Source organism: Planctomicrobium mucosum, from assembly GCF_051466335.1.
In the GTDB taxonomy this organism is placed as follows: Bacteria; Planctomycetota; Planctomycetia; order Planctomycetales; family Planctomycetaceae; genus Planctomicrobium.
The window spans coordinates 1,201,408-1,218,593 of the sequence record NZ_CP195793.1 but is presented as its reverse complement, the minus strand read 5'-3'; the positions used below and the strand labels follow the sequence as shown (position 1 = coordinate 1,218,593).

The 17,186-nt window shown below is 52.9% G+C and carries 8 protein-coding genes; 1 reads left to right on the top strand and 7 read right to left on the bottom strand.

Annotated features, from left to right (window positions below; translation table 11 throughout):
- Window positions 1-4 precede the first annotated feature (4 nt).
- The 5 genes from SH668x_RS04880 to SH668x_RS04860 form a co-directional block, all read right to left on the bottom strand.
- Window positions 5-3,466, bottom strand: a complete 3,462-nt coding sequence (locus tag SH668x_RS04880; protein WP_437187577.1) for a DUF1553 domain-containing protein — start codon at window positions 3,464-3,466, stop codon at window positions 5-7.
- Between the two features lie 364 nt (window positions 3,467-3,830).
- Window positions 3,831-5,807 (bottom strand): arginine--tRNA ligase, encoded by a 1,977-nt coding sequence (gene argS / locus SH668x_RS04875; RefSeq protein WP_437187576.1) that lies wholly within the window; start codon window positions 5,805-5,807, stop codon window positions 3,831-3,833.
- A gap of 170 nt (window positions 5,808-5,977) precedes the next feature.
- The gene (gene rsfS / locus SH668x_RS04870; protein WP_437187575.1) at window positions 5,978-6,622 is read right to left on the bottom strand and encodes a ribosome silencing factor; all 645 of its coding nucleotides are present in this window, start codon (window positions 6,620-6,622) and stop codon (window positions 5,978-5,980) included.
- 329 nt (window positions 6,623-6,951) lie between these two features.
- Entirely contained in the window at window positions 6,952-8,433 is a 1,482-nt protein-coding gene (locus SH668x_RS04865) for a DUF1501 domain-containing protein (RefSeq protein ID WP_437187574.1), read from the bottom strand.
- Window positions 8,434-8,516: 83 nt separating this feature from the next.
- A complete protein-coding gene (locus tag SH668x_RS04860) occupies window positions 8,517-11,531 on the bottom strand; it encodes a PSD1 and planctomycete cytochrome C domain-containing protein (RefSeq protein WP_437187573.1) in 3,015 nt (1,004 codons plus the stop codon).
- Between the two features lie 485 nt (window positions 11,532-12,016).
- Between SH668x_RS04860 and SH668x_RS04855 the strand changes: the two genes are divergently transcribed.
- The gene (locus tag SH668x_RS04855) at window positions 12,017-12,961 is read left to right on the top strand and encodes an aldo/keto reductase (protein WP_437188515.1); all 945 of its coding nucleotides are present in this window, start codon (window positions 12,017-12,019) and stop codon (window positions 12,959-12,961) included.
- A gap of 78 nt (window positions 12,962-13,039) precedes the next feature.
- Here the strand turns inward: SH668x_RS04855 and SH668x_RS04850 are convergent, their stop codons facing one another.
- Together SH668x_RS04850 and SH668x_RS04845 are read right to left on the bottom strand one after the other, a co-directional pair.
- Entirely contained in the window at window positions 13,040-14,425 is a 1,386-nt protein-coding gene (locus SH668x_RS04850) for a DUF1501 domain-containing protein (RefSeq protein ID WP_437187572.1), read from the bottom strand.
- Window positions 14,426-14,479: 54 nt separating this feature from the next.
- Window positions 14,480-17,143 (bottom strand): PSD1 and planctomycete cytochrome C domain-containing protein, encoded by a 2,664-nt coding sequence (locus SH668x_RS04845; protein ID WP_437187571.1) that lies wholly within the window; start codon window positions 17,141-17,143, stop codon window positions 14,480-14,482.
- Between the last annotated feature and the right edge of the window lie 43 nt (window positions 17,144-17,186).

Genomic DNA, 17,186 nt, shown 5'->3' with positions numbered 1-17,186 from the left:
ATCATCAGCGTTTCATCAAGACCTCATCCAGATTTAAAACGACATTCGACAACGCAGTCCATACAGCGGCATCCTGAGCAGTCATCCCCTCTGGCAACGCGCCAAGTGGTACCGTTGCCATGGAGACAGCACTTTCCGGATCGTTCTGGTAGTGCTCGACCAAATCATCATGCAGCGAAGCCAACCTTTCAATCTCTGCCTCTTCTGGAGGACGATTGAGCACATGTTTGAGCAGAAATGAAATTCGTGAAGATGTTGTTTCATCGCTGTTGGCAAGCACCATCCGGCCCAATGCTTGAGCAGCCTCGATATACACAGGGTCGTTCAACGTCACCAGTGCCTGGAGCGGTGTATTTGTTCTGACTCTCCGCACAGTGCAGACTTCGCGATTTGGAGCATCAAACGTGGCCATACTCGGATACGGGTTGGATCGCCTCCAGGTCGTGTAAATTCCGCGTCGATACTTGTCGTCACCGGTGCTTGTCTGCCAGTCGACCGACTGCCCGAACGCGGCCGACAGCCCTGATGTCGGCTGCTGTGGTTTCACTGGTGGACCGTACATCTTGCGACTGAGAAGCCCGGAGAGAGCCAACGCCTGATCACGAATCGTCTCTGCCGAAATGCGAAATCGTGGCCCGCGGGCGAGCAATCTGTTTTCAGGATCTTCCTCGAAGAGTTCATTCGTGACGCGGGAAGACTGTTGATAAGTGGCCGAGGTGACAATCAATCTGAGAATCGCTTTCGTATCCCAGTTCAGGCGAATCAACTCAGTGGCCAGCCAGTCGAGTAACTCGGGATGACTTGGCAATTCCCCTTGAGATCCAAAATCTTCACTGGTGGAAACAATCCCCACCCCAAAAATCTGCTCCCAATAGCGATTTACAACGACGCGGGCAGTAAGCGGGTTTTCTTCACTCACCAACCAGTGAGCCAAACCCAGCCGATCGGCAGAGTACCCTGCCGGAATCGGAGGAAACGCTTCCGGTGTCCCCGGTTCCACACGATCTCCCAAAGCAGTGAAATTTCCACGCAACTGAATGTGAGTCTCTCTTCGTTTCCCTTCCGGGAGTTCTTCGCAAACCGGAACGGTGATCGGTTTCACGTCGGTCAGTTGAGTTTGCAAAGTGGCAATCTGAGCACGCGTCGCCTCGAGCAAAGGAGTGGTTTTCAGGAAGTGTTCACGGAGTTCATTGACTTGATCTTCAGATCGCAATGGCGTCGGAGCATTCAGGGCATTCACAACGCTTACTGGTGTTTGAGCCCATTGAGCGACACGCTGGTCATCGGAGTATGAAATTCGAAACCGTTCCAGAACGTGATTGGGAAACTTTGATTGCTGAACGAGCTTTAACGTCAACGTCCATGAATCGTCTTTGAGATCAACAGGGCTGTTGGTAATCAGCACGAGGCGGTGTGGTTTGCCAACTTGAGGAGCAACGGCCCAGCCGACATCTGCTCCCGCGTCGCTCTTCAACACATTGTCAGCAGAAAAACCATCCTGCGAGAAGTCAGCAATGGCAGCACGAAAAGCGATTAACATCGGTGCGTTGATATTGAATTCAGCACTCGGATTTGGCGATTCGGAACGTCGCTGACTCCAAACCGGATTTCGTTCCGCATCAAGTACTTCAACGTCGAAATCATGGAGTCGCGCCGCGACGCCATCGGTACGATTCCAAACTCTGATTCGGTCGATTGGCTGTTCTTCTCCCAAATCAACTTCCCACCAGGCGCCAAGTTCCTTGCGGGTATGAGTCACAGACTGGTCAGACTCGAAGTTGCCGCTGGTGTTTCCATCCACTGCCCGACCAGCGTCCCCATTGAAGTCGGTACTCGATTGCGTCGCGACCTTCCCGAGTGCAATGTTGCTTTCGCCCTGGAGCACTTCGACCTCAGCTAGCGCAAGATACTCTTCGTGCTCCGGAATGCTGATTCGGATGAACCGACCAGCGACCTGTTTCCCTTCTGGCCGCTTCAATTCGGCCTGTACGCCACTGAGCACAAAGTTCCGGTTGCCTAACCCTCCCTTTTCTTCCGGAAGCGCTTCCAGTTGAATTGCCTGCAAATTCCCCGCTGGCAAAGTGAACTCGAGGGAATAGGTATCAGTCTCTGCCGACTGGGAGAAGTTCACGATCCCAGAATCGACGTGCGGGGTTCGTCCACTTGTCGCTTCAATCTGAATCGGTTCAAGGACCTGCCATCCGAGTTCCCGCGGAAAGCCCTCTTCCCATTCTTTCTGAGCGGCAACAAGCTCTGGTGTCACTTCATTCAGCGTGGTTTCCAGCTGCGCGATTTCGCTTCGAATTCGTGTCCGCAGTCCTTCCTGTTCAGGCAAGTAGACAGAGTAAAGCGGGGATTCATCGTTCCGATCCGCATCCGCGGTGTTGTTAAAAATTGCGAATGATCGGAAGAAGTCCGTGTGGGTAATTGGATCGAACTTATGGGTATGGCACTGAGCGCAGGCCATGGTTGTCCCCATCCAGACCGAATACGTTGTCCCAACCCGATCAACAATGGCGACGTTTCGAAATTCTTCATCATCGGTTCCCCCTTCACTGTTAGTCAGGGTGTTGCGATGAAACGCTGTAGCGATGATTTGATCCGGTGTCGGATTCGGAAGTAGATCACCCGCGAGCTGCTCGATGGTGAACTGATCAAAAGGCTTGTTCTCATTGAGAGATCGAATCACATAATCCCGGTACAGCCAGATCGTCCGAGGAGGATCATCAGCGTAGCCAGCAGAGTCTGCATAGCGCGCGAGGTCTAACCACTGCAGGGCCCAGTATTCCCCAAACTCCGGCCGACTCAGTAGACGATCGACATATCGCTCGTAGGCTCCCGAATCCGTCTCATTCAGGAATCGATCAAGGTCTTCCTGAGTCGGCGGTAATCCGGTCAAATCCAATGCGACGCGTCTTGCGAGTGCATATCGATCCGCCTTTGGGCTTGGCGATTTCCCCACCTGCTCCAACTTCGCAGCGATGAAGGAATCAATCGGATTCTTCAGCCAATCCTGATGAGCCACTTTCGGTAGGTCCGGGCGAACCGGTTTCTGGTAGCTCCAATGAGGGGCATACTCCGCATCCTGTTTGATCCACTCGTTCAAAAGCGCAATCTCATCGGGGGTCAGCTTCTTTCCTAAAGATGGCGGAGGCATCTGTGATTCAGGATCGCTGCTCGTGACTCTCGCGATCAACTCGCTCGCTTCCGGATTGCCGGGGAGAATCGCGAAGTAGCCCCCCAGATCAAGTGTCGCTCCGTCGCGCGTATCCAGACGAAACTCAGGATGGCTGCCATTTCGTTCAGCCTCATCCGGGCCGTGGCACTGATAACAGTTATTAGAAAGGATCGGACGGATTTCTCGATTGAAATCAATTTTTCGATCCGCCGCCGAGGCCTTCCAAGACAAAATGAAGAGAACCGTCAATGAAGACCAACTCAGCTTTTGAAGTGAGAGATAGACCATTGCGATCTCGACGATACAGGATTGAGGCTGGCAGGTGTTTGACCGATCTGTTTGACCGATCTAATCGATCAGGGAAGCTCCTCAAATTGTATACAGTCAATCCGTCCATGTCTCCTCTGCAGAGAAACCGAGGTGTCATGGCGAACCTGTCGCAAGCAGGATTCGAACGCATGTTGAGTCAGTTCGCTGGCCACAACGAACTGAGGATGAAAGTGATTTCAGTTCACTTTCGACATCGAATTCAGAATGAAATCTACGGCAGCTTCCAAACAAAAAACGAGACTTCCCTGCATGACAGAGAAGCCTCGTTTTCACTCAATATAGTGTCAGCAAAATAGTGTCAGCAAAACATGCGACGATTGGCCTACATGATTCTCGGAGCAGCGATTCCTAACAGCGACAACCCGTGAGAAAGGATACGGCCTGAGAGATCGCACAAGCGCAATCGACTATCGCGAGTCGCCGTATCCGGTGCGGATAACACTGGACATTGACCGTAGAACGACGTCAGATCACCAGCGAGTTCAAAGAGGTACTGTGTCAGCAGGTTTGGTCGTGCGTCTAGAATGACGGCGTCCAGCGTCTCGCTGTACCGGCATAACTTGAGAGCCAACGCACGCTCCGTAGGTTCCTGAATCAGAATCGGAGCACCACTGGCTCTCACAACTTCTGGATCGAAACCACCACGTCTGAAAATTCCGTGAACGCGAGCATGAGCGTATTGGAGATATGTCGCGGTGTTGCCAGTGGTCGCCAGCATCTTCTCAGCGTCGAACACGTAGTCACTCTCGCGATTATGCATCAGATCGGCGTACTTGATTCCGCCAATTCCGACCATGTTGGCGATTTCGTCGCGAAGCAATTCGCTGAGCTCTGGAGCAGAATTCCCAGCCTCATCTGTGCGTGAATCGTCGTTGGCAACAACAATTTCTCGAGCCTTCGAAACCGCTTCGTCGAGTAGCGACTCCAGTCCGACCGTATCGCCGGATCGAGTCTTGTAGGGTCGGCCATCCTGTCCCATCACCGTTCCGAAGCTGACGTGCTGCAGTCCTAGGTCGGTGTAACCCCAAGCTCTTGCTGTCGCGAACAGCATCTTGAAGTGCTCACCCTGTCGAGCATCAACGACATAGAGAATCGTATCCGCCTTCAGCTGTTCAACCCGATAGCGAATCGTTGCGAGATCGGTGGTCGCATAGGTGAATGCGCCATCCCCTTTACGAACGATAAATGGGGCATTGTGGCCCTCCAGAAACACACAGACAGCCCCATCACTCGATTGCGCAAGGCCGTTCGCTTCCAGTTCGGAAACTACCCCAGCGAGCATCGGGTTGTAATAACTTTCACCCAATGCGAGGTCGAACTGAATATCGAGACGATCATACACTCGCTGCAATGCCTGAAGACATTGAGGAAGAAACTCTTCCCAGAGGCGTTGGTTCTCAAAGTCCCCGGCGTGCAACTTGGCTGTCTCTTCGCGGGCTAGGCGATTGATATCAGGGTGCTTCTCGGCACTGGCCTTCAGCTGAGAATCCTGTTCAACAACATCAATCTTCTTCTTCAACCCAACAACTTCTTCCTTGGCGCCAGCCAGTTCCGCACGTTGCTTCTTGAGGCTCTTCTGATCCGCGGAGTTCTTTGGATCGGCGTTCTTCTCAGCCAATTTCAATTCGGCTTCAAGTTGTTGAATACGCTCCTCCGCCTGAGGCAACGCTGCCACCGAGGAATGATACTCCCCCAGCTGATTCACCAATCGATACAGGCGAGCGAGTTCACCAACAGGATCGGTCTCGTAACCACTAGGACTGACGAGATATTTGAAGCCGTAAATAATCATTCCGAACTGGGTCCCCCAGTCTCCGATATGATTATCCGCGATCACATGATGACCAACGAACCGAAGTGTTCGAGTCAGGGCATCCCCGATAACGGTGCTACGCAGGTGCCCCACATGCATCGGTTTGGCGACATTCGGTGACGAGAAGTCGACGATGACTGTCTTCGGGTTGGAGACCGGTGCGACGCCCAGACGTTCATCGTTCGCTGCCTGATTCACTTGCTCCTGCAACCAGGAATCGAGCAGCGTCAGGTTGATAAATCCTGGACCGGCAACTTCCGGAGTTTTGCAGACATCGGTGACGTCCAGTTTCTCGATGGCTTTGAGAGCGACTTCACGAGGATTCAACCCGACCTGCTTGCCCAGCGGCATCGCAAAATTCGCTTGATAGTCACCGAATCGGGTGTCCTGCGCCGGGCGGATCATCTCCAGATAGGGGCCGGCATCCTCAGTCAGAGTGCCAAGAACTTCGGAAAATCTTATCTTGAGAAGTCGCAGGAGATTCATGCTACTGACGTTCGCTTGTTCGCACAGAAATCACGCTGAGCGAATAAATTCCAGAAATACCCCGTCACGTAATACTGACGGCGGACAAAAAACAACAGCAGTCACCGGGCGATTTTTGTTCCAGATGCTGCTGTTGATTGAAAACAGTTCAGTTCGTCGACCTGAATAGATCAGACAAGATCTTCTTCGTCATCCAGATCATCCTCGATCAGTGGGTCACAGTTGATCTCGTCATCATCGAGCTCTGCGAGAAGGCGGGCTTCGTCTTCACGCAGGAGACGTTCTTCGTCTTCCAACTGATCCATGATGGACTGCTCATCATCTTCGATGACATCAAGATCGATCTCTTCGATCTTCGGTGCGATCGGACGTGCTGTCGGTCGCATCGACTCCGGAATCATCGATTTCCAGTCAACACGAACAGCGTCTCCCCACAGGTTTTCCAGATCGTAAAGCTTACGGGCATCCGGAACAAACACGTGAAGAACGATGTCACCATAATCGTGACAGATCCAGGGGACGTCTGCCCCTTCGCGACCAAGACGGTTTGATCGCTGAGCGTTCATCATGTCGTCTGACTTCTCAGCCATAGCACGCAACTGGCGGCGGTTGCTTCCGGTTGCGATGACGAAAAAGTCGAACAGGGATGTTGCATTGGTGACGTCGAGAACCTGCACATCCTGACCACGGAAATCTTCACAGACCTGCGCAACCAGACAAGCGTTCAGCAGGCTCTTTTGAAGCCCCGCTTCACTGCGAATGCCTGCCATTTCCCCACGGATGCGGGTTTCTCGTGTTCCGGAGATTTCAAACAACGTCTCATTCCTGTCGTAACTGAGTGGTGCAGTCTCACCGCGTCATCGGGAGAATTCCCTCAACACATTCCGCGGGACTGGCCGAATTTGCACGGTTTCAGTCAATTGCTGCGACTGCATTGTACGTGCCAATTGAAAAACACAACACTCACTGAAGAGATCAATTGGAATTCAGCACGCAGAACGACACGTCACAAGCCATCAACGTTCACAGAATTGTACGCAACCGCGATGCGTTTTCAGCGAACTCCTGCCAACTTCAGCAACGAACATTCCGCAATCTATTACGAACACGACACTTACAAAACCTACACCCGTTTCATTTCCTGCTATAAATCCAGAAGCTCATGGAGGACTCGTCCGTGAACATCCGTTAATCGACGATCAATTCCGTTCGAACGGAATGTCAGACGCTCATGATCAATTCCCAATTGTCGCAATATCGTCGCGTGGATGTCGTACACCTCGGTCGGATTCGATCGGTCCAGCGACTTATAACCCCATTCGTCACTTGGGCCGTAACTCTGGCCTCCTTTGATTCCCCCGCCGCACATCCAGTTTGTAAATGAGAACGGATTGTGGTCACGGCCGACGCCTCCCTGAGAGGAGGGCATTCGCCCAAACTCTGTGGTCCAGAGAATCAAAGTGTCTTCCAGCAAGCCTCGTTGCTTCAAGTCCTTAATCAAAGCGGCGGTACCAGTAGCCATCCCCATCGCCAGAGGCCCATGCTCCCGTTGCAGATCTTCATGACTGTCCCAGTTCCGTCGCGGGAACCCGTTGTCGTTCCCGGACCAGATCTGGATAAATCGCACTCCCCGCTCAACCAATCGACGGGCGACAAGACATTTTCTTCCGAAGTATTCGATCTCTTCCGGAACGTTAATTTCACTCGGATAGGTGGCCCCTTGTCGATCGAGTCCGTACATCTCGAGGATGTGCTTGGGCTCTTGCGAGAGATCCAGAGCTTCGGGGGCGCTCAGCTGCATTCGGGCTGCCAGTTCATAAGATCGAATTCTGGCATCGAGTCTGGAATCACCTTCCCGGCTCTGTTCGTGCTGGCGGTTCAGTCGGTCAAGCAGAGCGAACGTCGCCTGATCCGATTTCGGAGAGACGAACCCAGACTGGGCTCGAATGTCTTCGATTGGAATCTCCCGCTGCGGGTAGACCATCGTCCCCTGAGCACTGGCAGGAAGAAATCCCGCTCCCCAGTTCTTCGGGCCGTTACTCGCAAATCCTCGATGATCTGGCAGCACAACAAATGTCGGCAGATTCTGATTCAGTGAGCCCAGCCCATAGCTGATCCACGATCCCATTCCCGGAAATCCCGGAAGCTGAAAACCGGTCGCCTGCAAGTAGGTTCCCGTACTGTGCACACCAGACTTGCCGACCATATTGTGAACGAAGGCAATGTCATCAACGCAGTCTCCCAGAGGAGCCACTGCGTCGCTGATCATCTTTCCACATTCCCCATACGGGCGGAACGTGAATGGAGATTTCATCCAGGGCCCAAGTCCATTCTGGAAGGTTTCTACCTTTTCGCCAAAGTCCGCCGGTTCCCCGTGGTGCTTTTCGAGAGCCGGTTTGTAATCCCAAAGATCGATATGGCTGGCCGCTCCCGCCATAAACAATTGAATCACCCGCTTGGCACGCGGGGCGTAGTGCAACGCCTCCAGTACGCCCCCTGTCGCTGCTCCCGATGACGCCTGAGCCGCATCTTCGTGCATCATCGCTGACAATGCTAAACCGCCAAATCCACAGGCACTGCGAAAGAGAAACTGACGGCGTGACATGCTCTCGCTGATTTGTAACATCGACGTGAATTCTTCTTTCACAGGATTCTTCCAGACTCAACTCACGAATGCTGCGGACACTCGTGCATCCAATTCAGGGACACTCAGTCGATATAGGAAAACTCATTCAAATTGAAGAGGAGGCGGCAGAGACTTGGCAGCCCGAATTCACCCGAAAAACTGGTGAGTTGCTCCAGTTCTTCGGGGGTCGCTGTCCGTCCCGTCACCAACTGAAATCCATGTTGAATCTTTTGTGATTCATCAGGAGAAACCTCATTCAACCGTACAGCGAACGCTTCGCTCATGGCCAGATTGAACTTATTGTTTAACATCGCCAACGCCTGGAGTGCCGTGACAGTTTCCATTCGTTGAGGAGTGCTTTGAGATGAATCCGCGCAATCCAGAGTTGTCATGAACGGGTCTGGTTGAGACCGAACCACGAAGCGGTACACACTTCGGCGATGTGACTCCGGTTGAGACGGATCGAACGTGTGATATTCGTAGTGCGGTGAATGCTCCTCCTTCTCGAGATCAAAGAGAAAGAAGCCGGGTCCACCCATCTCGAGATTCAACTTCCCACTTACAGCCAAAATTGCATCTCGCAGTTCTTCAGCATCAAGACGACGTCGATTCATCCTCCAAAGAGATTGATTGGATGCATCGATTTCAGCATTCGCTTCATCATTCGCAGACGCCTGCTGGTACGTCGAACTGGTCAAGATCAACCGATGTAACTTCTTGAACGACTGTCCATCATCACGGAATTCAACAGCCAACCAGTCCAGCAACTCGGGGTGCGTCGGCAACATTCCCATTCGTCCGAAGTCATTCGGTGTGCTGACCAATCCGGAACCGAAGTGGAACAGCCAGACACGGTTGACGATTGATCTCCAGGTCAGCGAATTGTCTTCTCGAACCAACCATCTCGCTAAAGCAGCACGACGCTCCCCTTCCAGATGATTTTCTGTAAGCTCGAATTCCACAGGGACACCAGCGACAACTGGAATTGTCCCGGGAATCGCGAGCTCGAGCGGCTCAGTCACATTTCCGCGGTTCAATACCCGCACATCGCGCGAAATTCCGCGGGTTGCACGAAACTCTCCTTGATTGGGAAACTCTGTCGCTGCGGCGTAAACCATCTTTCGCTTGTTGAGCATCTCTTTTTGCTGCTGATCCAGTCGAATTGACGCGGCAGACAATGCATCACGGCGGCTGAGAAGTTCTTTGGGAACACATCGCTGCTCCAGTTCTGCAAGCGATGCACGAAGTTCGCTCAACTGCTTTTCAATGGCAGCCAACCCCATGACAGGAGAAAGACCATCATTCAAATTGCGGAGCGACCACCTGACGGGAGCTTCCAGATGATCCGATGCAGTCAGAACTCCCTGCCGTGCCAGATTCTGATTCGCCGAATCGAACACTTCGAGTTCAGCGAGCGCAAGAATAAAGTCTCCGCTTCGAGGAGCCAATTGGGTTGCAGTGAATCGCACCCAGCGTATGTCGTCAAGACCGACAAAAAATTCGACGGCCTTTCGTTTCGGATTCTGGAAGTCGGCTTGTGACTGATCAATCACAAACTCCGGTTCATCCCCCTCTTCGAACTGTTTCAGGTCGCTCGCAAACTCGATGCGAAATCGCTCCGGGAACCCGAATCCCGGTCCAATATCGTTGTAATCATCGTCACACGGGTGGACGACGACCCGAGTCAGCGAGTGATGCGAGTTGAGATCAATCTGGACCCATTTTTCCTCAAGCCGATTGTCTGAGATCTGACTGTGATAACCGTACTCCACTGGTCGATCGACACGAGTCTGCTCAAGTTCTCTGAGTTCCTTCTGCCGCTGCGATACGTTTGAATCTTCTCCATGTTCGATGTAAGCAGCCTGAATCTGCTGCTCGACCTCCATCCGTTCCCGATTGGAATCCTCCACCAGCTTCACAAGTCGCTCATATTCGTCCTGGTCAGAAGCGGAGTCGAAATAAGCACGATCAGCCCGGTCAACGGCAGCAAACACCGCCTGCAAACCGTAGTAGTGCTTTTGAGTAATTGGATCAAATTTGTGGTCGTGGCAGCGCGCACATTGAACCGTTGTGCTGCTAAACGCGTTCAGCGTGCCGGTCACCATTTCATCGCGGTCGAGAGAGCGCGCAATCTGGCCATCGATCTTGGACTCCGAAACTTCGACATGCCCAATAAAGTCCCACGGTCCGGCAACTATAAACCCTAAACCGAGAATTCCATCTTTTGTCCCGGGAAACAGAACATCCCCAGCCACTTGTTCCTGCACAAATCTGGAATATTGTTTGTCCTCATTGAACGAGCGAATGACATAATCGCGATACGGCCACGCATTGCGACGGAGCTTATCCTTATCATACCCGCACGTATCTGCATAACGGACGACATCCAGCCAGTGTCGTCCCCACTTTTCCCCGTACTGAGGCATCGCCAGAAGTCGATCGACCAACTTCTCATAGGCCTTCGGATCGGGATCATCGACAAACTTCTGAATCTCTTCCGGTGTGGCGGGTAGACCGATCACGTCTGCGTAGACCCGGCGCGCGAGAGTTCTTCGATCGGCCTGAGGAGACGGTTTCAGCCCGCGTTGTTGAAGTCCCTGCTGGATGAATGCATCGATGGGATTATTCTGTGCGGCGAGCGTACCGCCGAGAGTCTGCAACCCAGTCACTTCGGGAACCGTGGGACGAACGAGTGGTCGTAGCGACCACCAAACCTCCGTTTGAAGAACCTCATCCCCTGACCACTTCGCTCCGTCCACGACCCACAGTCGGAGTGATTCGATTTCGTCTTCGGAAAGTGGTGCAGCCCCTTTGGGCATCGCGGCCTTTCCATCAACCGGAGTGACCATCTCCAGTAGATGGCTGAGCTCAGGTCGCTTGAGATCAATCGCACTTCCACTCTCTCCCCCAGTGAGAAATCCGCTGCGATAATCGAGAACCAGGTCTCCTTTGCGATCATCCGCATTGTGGCAGCCGAGACATTTTGACTGGAGGATTGGCTTAACGCGTTTTTCAAAATGGTCGTCAGCAAAAGCGGCTGCATGCTTCGCAATCAGAATCGCAAGAAGGCAGAACTGAAAAGACTTGCGAAAGTCCATAACGTTCTCGGGGAGGTAAGAGGCGGGGGATACTCACGCATTCGCACCTAATGTTCCTGATTGCTTTCAGAGGATCACTGTGAACACAAATGCAAATCAAACAAATAGTAAACAACTTCAAATGCAATAGCCAACATTGGTCAGCCCGGTGAGCATTGAACCGCGAAACGCTAGCGAGGCGAAACCAGAGCCTCACTGCCGCTCCCCCGGCTCGATTCATTTTGCGACCTCCTTCGACCAAGAGATTCCAGCGAAAGTAGTCCAAACGTGGGTCGATCGTGACAGTGGGGGTATCTCCAGACATGAAAGTCACTTCTCAAACCGAAGCGGACAACGCGAAGTGAACATACTTCTCAATTGAGTCTTGATGGGACTCAACGTAAAACAGACATTTCATTCTCGCTTCTTCACTCCAAACAGACGGATATCCTGTGCCGACTCCTTCTTCAGACCTCTCGCATTTCCGTCTCTCGACCGGCCGTTCGATTCCTTCCGTAGGATTCGGGCTCTGGAAAATCCCCGAAGCTGAAACAGCGAATGCAGTATTCGAAGCAGCCAAAGCGGGCTACCGTCATTTCGATTCTGCCAGCGATTATGGAAACGAAACACAGACCGGCGAAGGACTTCAGAAGGTACTTAAAGAGGGTCTCTGTCGTCGCGAAGACTTGTGGATCACTTCAAAACTCTGGAACACGAACCATCGACCAGAGAATGTTGCCAAGGCCCTGAAAAAGTCGCTCCACGATCTTCAGCTCGATGAACTGGACCTCTACCTGATTCACTTCCCGATTTCACTGAAATACGTCCCCGTCGAAACTCGCTATCCGGCTGGCTGGTTCCATGATCCAGACGTCCCGAATCCACGCATGGAAGCAGACCCGGTTCCTGTCAGCGAGACTTGGGGGGCGATGGAAGAACTCGTCAAGGCAGGGCTTGTGCGTGACATTGGGGTCAGCAATTTCGGTGTTTCATTACTGCGCGACCTCCTGTCGTACGCAACAATCCCACCGGCAGTCCTCCAGATTGAACTGCACCCTTATCTGACTCAAGCAAAGCTTCTCCGCTTCTGCCAGGAATCCAACATCGTCGTCACAGGGTTCTCTCCTCTTGGAGCACAGTCCTATTTCTCTCTCGGAATGGCGCAGCCCGAGGAAGCTGTGATCAATCAGCCTGTCATTCAAGAGATCGCAAGGCGGGTTCAGCGAACACCCGCACAGGTGCTGCTGCGATGGGGAATTCAACGAAACACCGCGATTGTCCCCAAAACAACAAGTCCAGAACGAATGGCGGAAAACCTTGCCATCTTCGATTTCAATCTGACCAACGACGAGATGACGACAATCAGCAATCTCAACCGCAATCGTCGATTCAACGATCCCGGCGACTTCGCTGAGGCAGCATTCAATACCTTCTTCCCGATCTACGAATAGGTTCGAATTCACAGCATAAAAAGAGCAGCCTCAGGACTCATCCGAAGGCTGCTCTTTTTCTAAATCGAGGAGTGGAAATCACGCAAAAATTTCAGTCGCCACGTTTCCACCGACATCTGTCAGTCGGAACTCTCGACCAGCGTACGGGTAGGTCAATAACTCGTGATCAAGCCCCATCAATCGCAACAATGTTGCATGCAGGTCCATCGTGTGCATACGGCCTTCAATCGCGTGTTGGCCGAACTCGTCTGTCGCTCCATGTGAATATCCAGCTTTGACTCCAGCCCCCGCCAGCCACATTGGATATCCGGTAATGTTATGGTCGCGTCCGTCCGGGCCTTGCGACGTCGGGAGACGACCAAACTCACTTCCAAAGAGAACCAGTGTATCTTCCAACAATCCACGTTGTTCAAGGTCAGCGAGCAACGCGGCAGTGGCTTGATCCGTCGCGAGTGAATTTCGAATCAAACCTTGATGAAGATTGTTGTGCTGATCCCAGCCCGGATGGCAAATCTCGACAAACCGCACCCCCGCCTCGCTCAACCGTCGTGCCATCAAGCACTGTCTTGCAAAGCTACCAGCTGCTCCCGGCTTGATTCCATACGCTTCTTGCACATGCTTCGGCTCTTTGGAAATGTCGAGGAGATCAGGAACCTGATCCTGCATCTTAAATGCCAGTTCGTAGGATTGAATCACTCCATCCAGCTGATCCGGCGCTCCCGGATCCTGCCCAAGGTTGCGGTTTAATGACTGAATCAAATCAATCTGCTTTCGCTGCACCTGAGTCGGCGCCTGCGCGGTCAGGTTCGGCATGAACCCGGAATCGTTGATGCGAGTCCCCTGATAATGAGCAGGCAGGAATGCGCTCCCGTAGTTCACTGCCCCACCGAAATTGGGCGGTGGATTGATTGTGATGTACCCGGGAAGATCCTGATTCTCCGTCCCTAACCCGTAGGTCAACCAGGCACCCATCGACGGTCGGGTCAACGACGCCAGCGCCGTACCTGTGTGCAACTGAATGACAGCTTGAGGATGGGCCGGAGTATCAGTATGCAGCCCTCTCAAAAAGCACATCTTGTCGACGTGCTTCGCAGTATGAGGATAAAGTTCTGACACCCAGGTTCCCGTTTCGCCGTACTGCTGAAACTTGAACTTGGAAGCAGTGAGTGTCCCTCCACCGGGTGCAATTTTCCCGTCGTTCGCCTGAAGTTCCGGTTTGTACTCCCAGGTATCCATCTGCGATGTCGCTCCCTGCATAAACAGGAAGATCAGTCGCTTGGCCTTCACTGGATAATACGGCTTCTTTGGAGCCAGAGGACCGGCAGGTGCCGCGATGGCACTTCGGGCACTTTGCTCCGCCAGCATCCCAGCAAGTGCCACCATTCCCATGCCTGCTCCCGCAGACTTCAAGACAGATCGACGTGAGAGATTCTGTCCAAAAATTCCTTGAGTTCTGTCATTCATGACAACTTCCTCTTCATTTGATTCCGGATGACAACGTGATCTAGGAGCAGAAGGTTATTTGAGGTAGCGGAATTCGGCAGATCCGAAGAGAGCCTGGCAGAAGCTGGTCCAGGCAGCCGTTTCGACGTCGTTGATCACGATCTTTTCGACCTCCACCGCCACATCTGTCTGATCGGCTTCATCTGGATTGACATTGGCTCCGCCATTTCCATTTCCTGTGGTCGCCGCAGCGACAAGGACCGGTTCAGTTTCAGGCGTCTCAGCCGGAACAGGATCAGCTTGTGCCTCGGACTCCGAAGAGTCCTCTTCGTCGGGTCGGTTCGAAATGAATTCCGCCACGTAGGCCTGAGCCAATTCCAGTTCACTCGAACGTGGATCCCGTCCGAAAATCGTACGGTAAGCGAGAGTCACACGCTGTTGATCATCCGCTTCAGTTTGTTGCAACAAGTTCTCCGCGAGTTTCAATGAACTTGTCCAGACGAGCGGATCGTTCAACATGTAGAGAGCCTGTGGAGCAACTGTCGTCACATCCCGTGCCCCGGTGACCATCCCCTGCTCAGCGAAGTCAAACACCTGCAACGATTCAGGAACCAAACCGCGCAACAACGGCAAATACACACTGCGATGCACACTGGATGCAGCTTGACTCTTAATTTCAACCGCTTCCGGCCCGTTGTTCCGCATTTCGATGACTTTCAACTCATGCGTGGGCTGAGTTGCAGGGATTCCATGAAGGAGCCGGCCACTGTCTGCGAGAATTGCATCGCGAATTTCCTCCGCAGTCAGTCGACGTGGGGTATGCCGCCACACCAGCCGATTCGCAGGGTCTTCAGCAATCCCTCGCTCCGAGCGATCGGAACTCATCTGGTAAGCCTGAGTGAGAACCAGATTCCGCACAGTTTTCTTTATCGACCATCCCTCTTGCACAAACTGAAGAGCGAGGTAATCGAGCAATTCGGGATGGGTCGGCTTATCACCTGTCACGCCAAAGTTATCTACTGTTGCGACGAGCCCCTGATGAAACAGGTGACTCCAGATGCGATTGACAATGACGCGGGATGTCAGCGAATTCTCAGGGTGAGACAGCCACTGAGCAAGCTGTAGCCGCCCACTGGTATCTGTGCCGATTTCAGGAGCCGGGACATGCGGCATGAGACTCAGGAACCCACGCTTCACTGCAGGCCCGATCAATTCTGCCTCTCCGCGAATACGGATATTTGCATCCGTAATCTTCGCGGCATCTCTCACTCCATAAGCAACAGCGGAAAATGCTGCGGGATCCTGCAAATTCTCAAGCTGTTGCTGAATCCTGTTCATTCGGTTGCGGGCGACGGTCTTCCGAGGGCGGCCGTTTGGAGCGAGTTCATCCCCTTCTGGAGTGTCTCGCAATTTCTGAAATTGCTTTCGAGCCTCTTCGAGTTCCTGTTTCACCTTCTCGAGCTCGGCTGAGTTCTTCGCAACTAAATCTGGGTGAACGTCTCCGCCCACTTCGATGAGCATCGCTTTGTCGTAGTAATCGAGCCCGCCCCCTCCCATCTTGTTCCGCACCCCCGCACACATGTCGGAACTCTCGAAGATACCAGCAAGAGCGTAGTAGTCGCTGGTTGGAATCGGATCGAACTTATGATCATGGCAGCGAGCACAAGCAACAGTCAGTCCCAGGAAGGCACGAGTTGTGGTGTCAATTTGCTCATCGATGTTGTCCATGATGAAGCGGTTTTTAAATCGCTGATTCACGTCCTTGACACCAAGAGCGAGGAACCCAGTCGCAACCAGATTTTCCTGTTTATCGACTTCGTTCTCAGCGGGAAGCAAATCCCCCGCGATCTGCTCGTGTATAAATTTGTCAAAAGGTTTGTCAGCGTTGAACGCTGCGATCACGTAGTCGCGATAGCGCCATGCGTGTGGATAAGGGACGTTGCGTGATGAACCAGTCGACTCCCCATATCGGGCGACATCCAGCCAATGCCGTCCCCAGTGCTCACCGAATGCTGGTGAGGCCAGAAGACGATCAACCAGATTCGCGTATGCATCAGGAGATTGATCAGCTTCGAATGCCTGAATCTCTGCTGGAGTTGGCGGGAGTCCGGTCAGATCGAACGTAACGCGCCGAATCAGTGCCACACGGTCTGCAGCCCGCACTGGCTCCAATCCCTTCTCTTCCAATCTGGCGAGGATAAAGCGATCGATATTGCTCAACGGCCAGGATTCATTTTTCACAGCTGGAGCAGTCGCACTCTTGAGCGGTTGCCATGCCCAATGAGTCGCAGCGAGTTCCGCATAGTCTGAAGGTGTTTCAGACAATTCGTGCGTCACCTCGACAGTGGGCCAGACCGCTCCAGTCTCGATCCACTTTGTCAGCAACGAAATCTCTTCATCGGAGAGCTTCTTGCCCGGCGGCATCGAGGGGACTCCTGCTTCATGCTTCACCGCAGTCAGAAGCAAGCTTCCTTCAACATCGTTGGGAACCACTGCAGCCCCACGGTTTCCTCCATCCAGCAAACCATTCCGATCGTCGACTCGCAGGCCCCCTTTGGCATTCGTATTGGCAGAGTGGCAGGTGTAACAATTCTCCACAAGAAGCGGCCGGATCTTCGACTCAAAAAACTCGATGCCCGCCGGGTCGGGAGCCGACTCTGCACGCACGCTTAATGGTGCAAGGGACGTCACTCCAAACGCTGCTGACAAGCCAAGTGAACGCAGCAATGAACTCTTCATGATTCACTTCCACTCAACTGTATTGAAAACCCAAATGAGCACC

Excerpts from the sequence above, each read along its gene's own strand:
- SH668x_RS04880 (WP_437187577.1), bottom strand. The coding sequence starts at position 3,466 with ATGGTCTATCTCTCACTTCAAAAGCTGAGTTGGTCTTCATTGACGGTT.
- argS (WP_437187576.1), bottom strand. The coding sequence starts at position 5,807 with ATGAATCTCCTGCGACTTCTCAAGATAAGATTTTCCGAAGTTCTTGGC.
- SH668x_RS04865 (WP_437187574.1), bottom strand. The coding sequence starts at position 8,433 with ATGTTACAAATCAGCGAGAGCATGTCACGCCGTCAGTTTCTCTTTCGC.
- SH668x_RS04860 (WP_437187573.1), bottom strand. The coding sequence starts at position 11,531 with ATGGACTTTCGCAAGTCTTTTCAGTTCTGCCTTCTTGCGATTCTGATT.
- SH668x_RS04850 (WP_437187572.1), bottom strand. The coding sequence starts at position 14,425 with ATGAATGACAGAACTCAAGGAATTTTTGGACAGAATCTCTCACGTCGA.
- SH668x_RS04845 (WP_437187571.1), bottom strand. The coding sequence starts at position 17,143 with ATGAAGAGTTCATTGCTGCGTTCACTTGGCTTGTCAGCAGCGTTTGGA.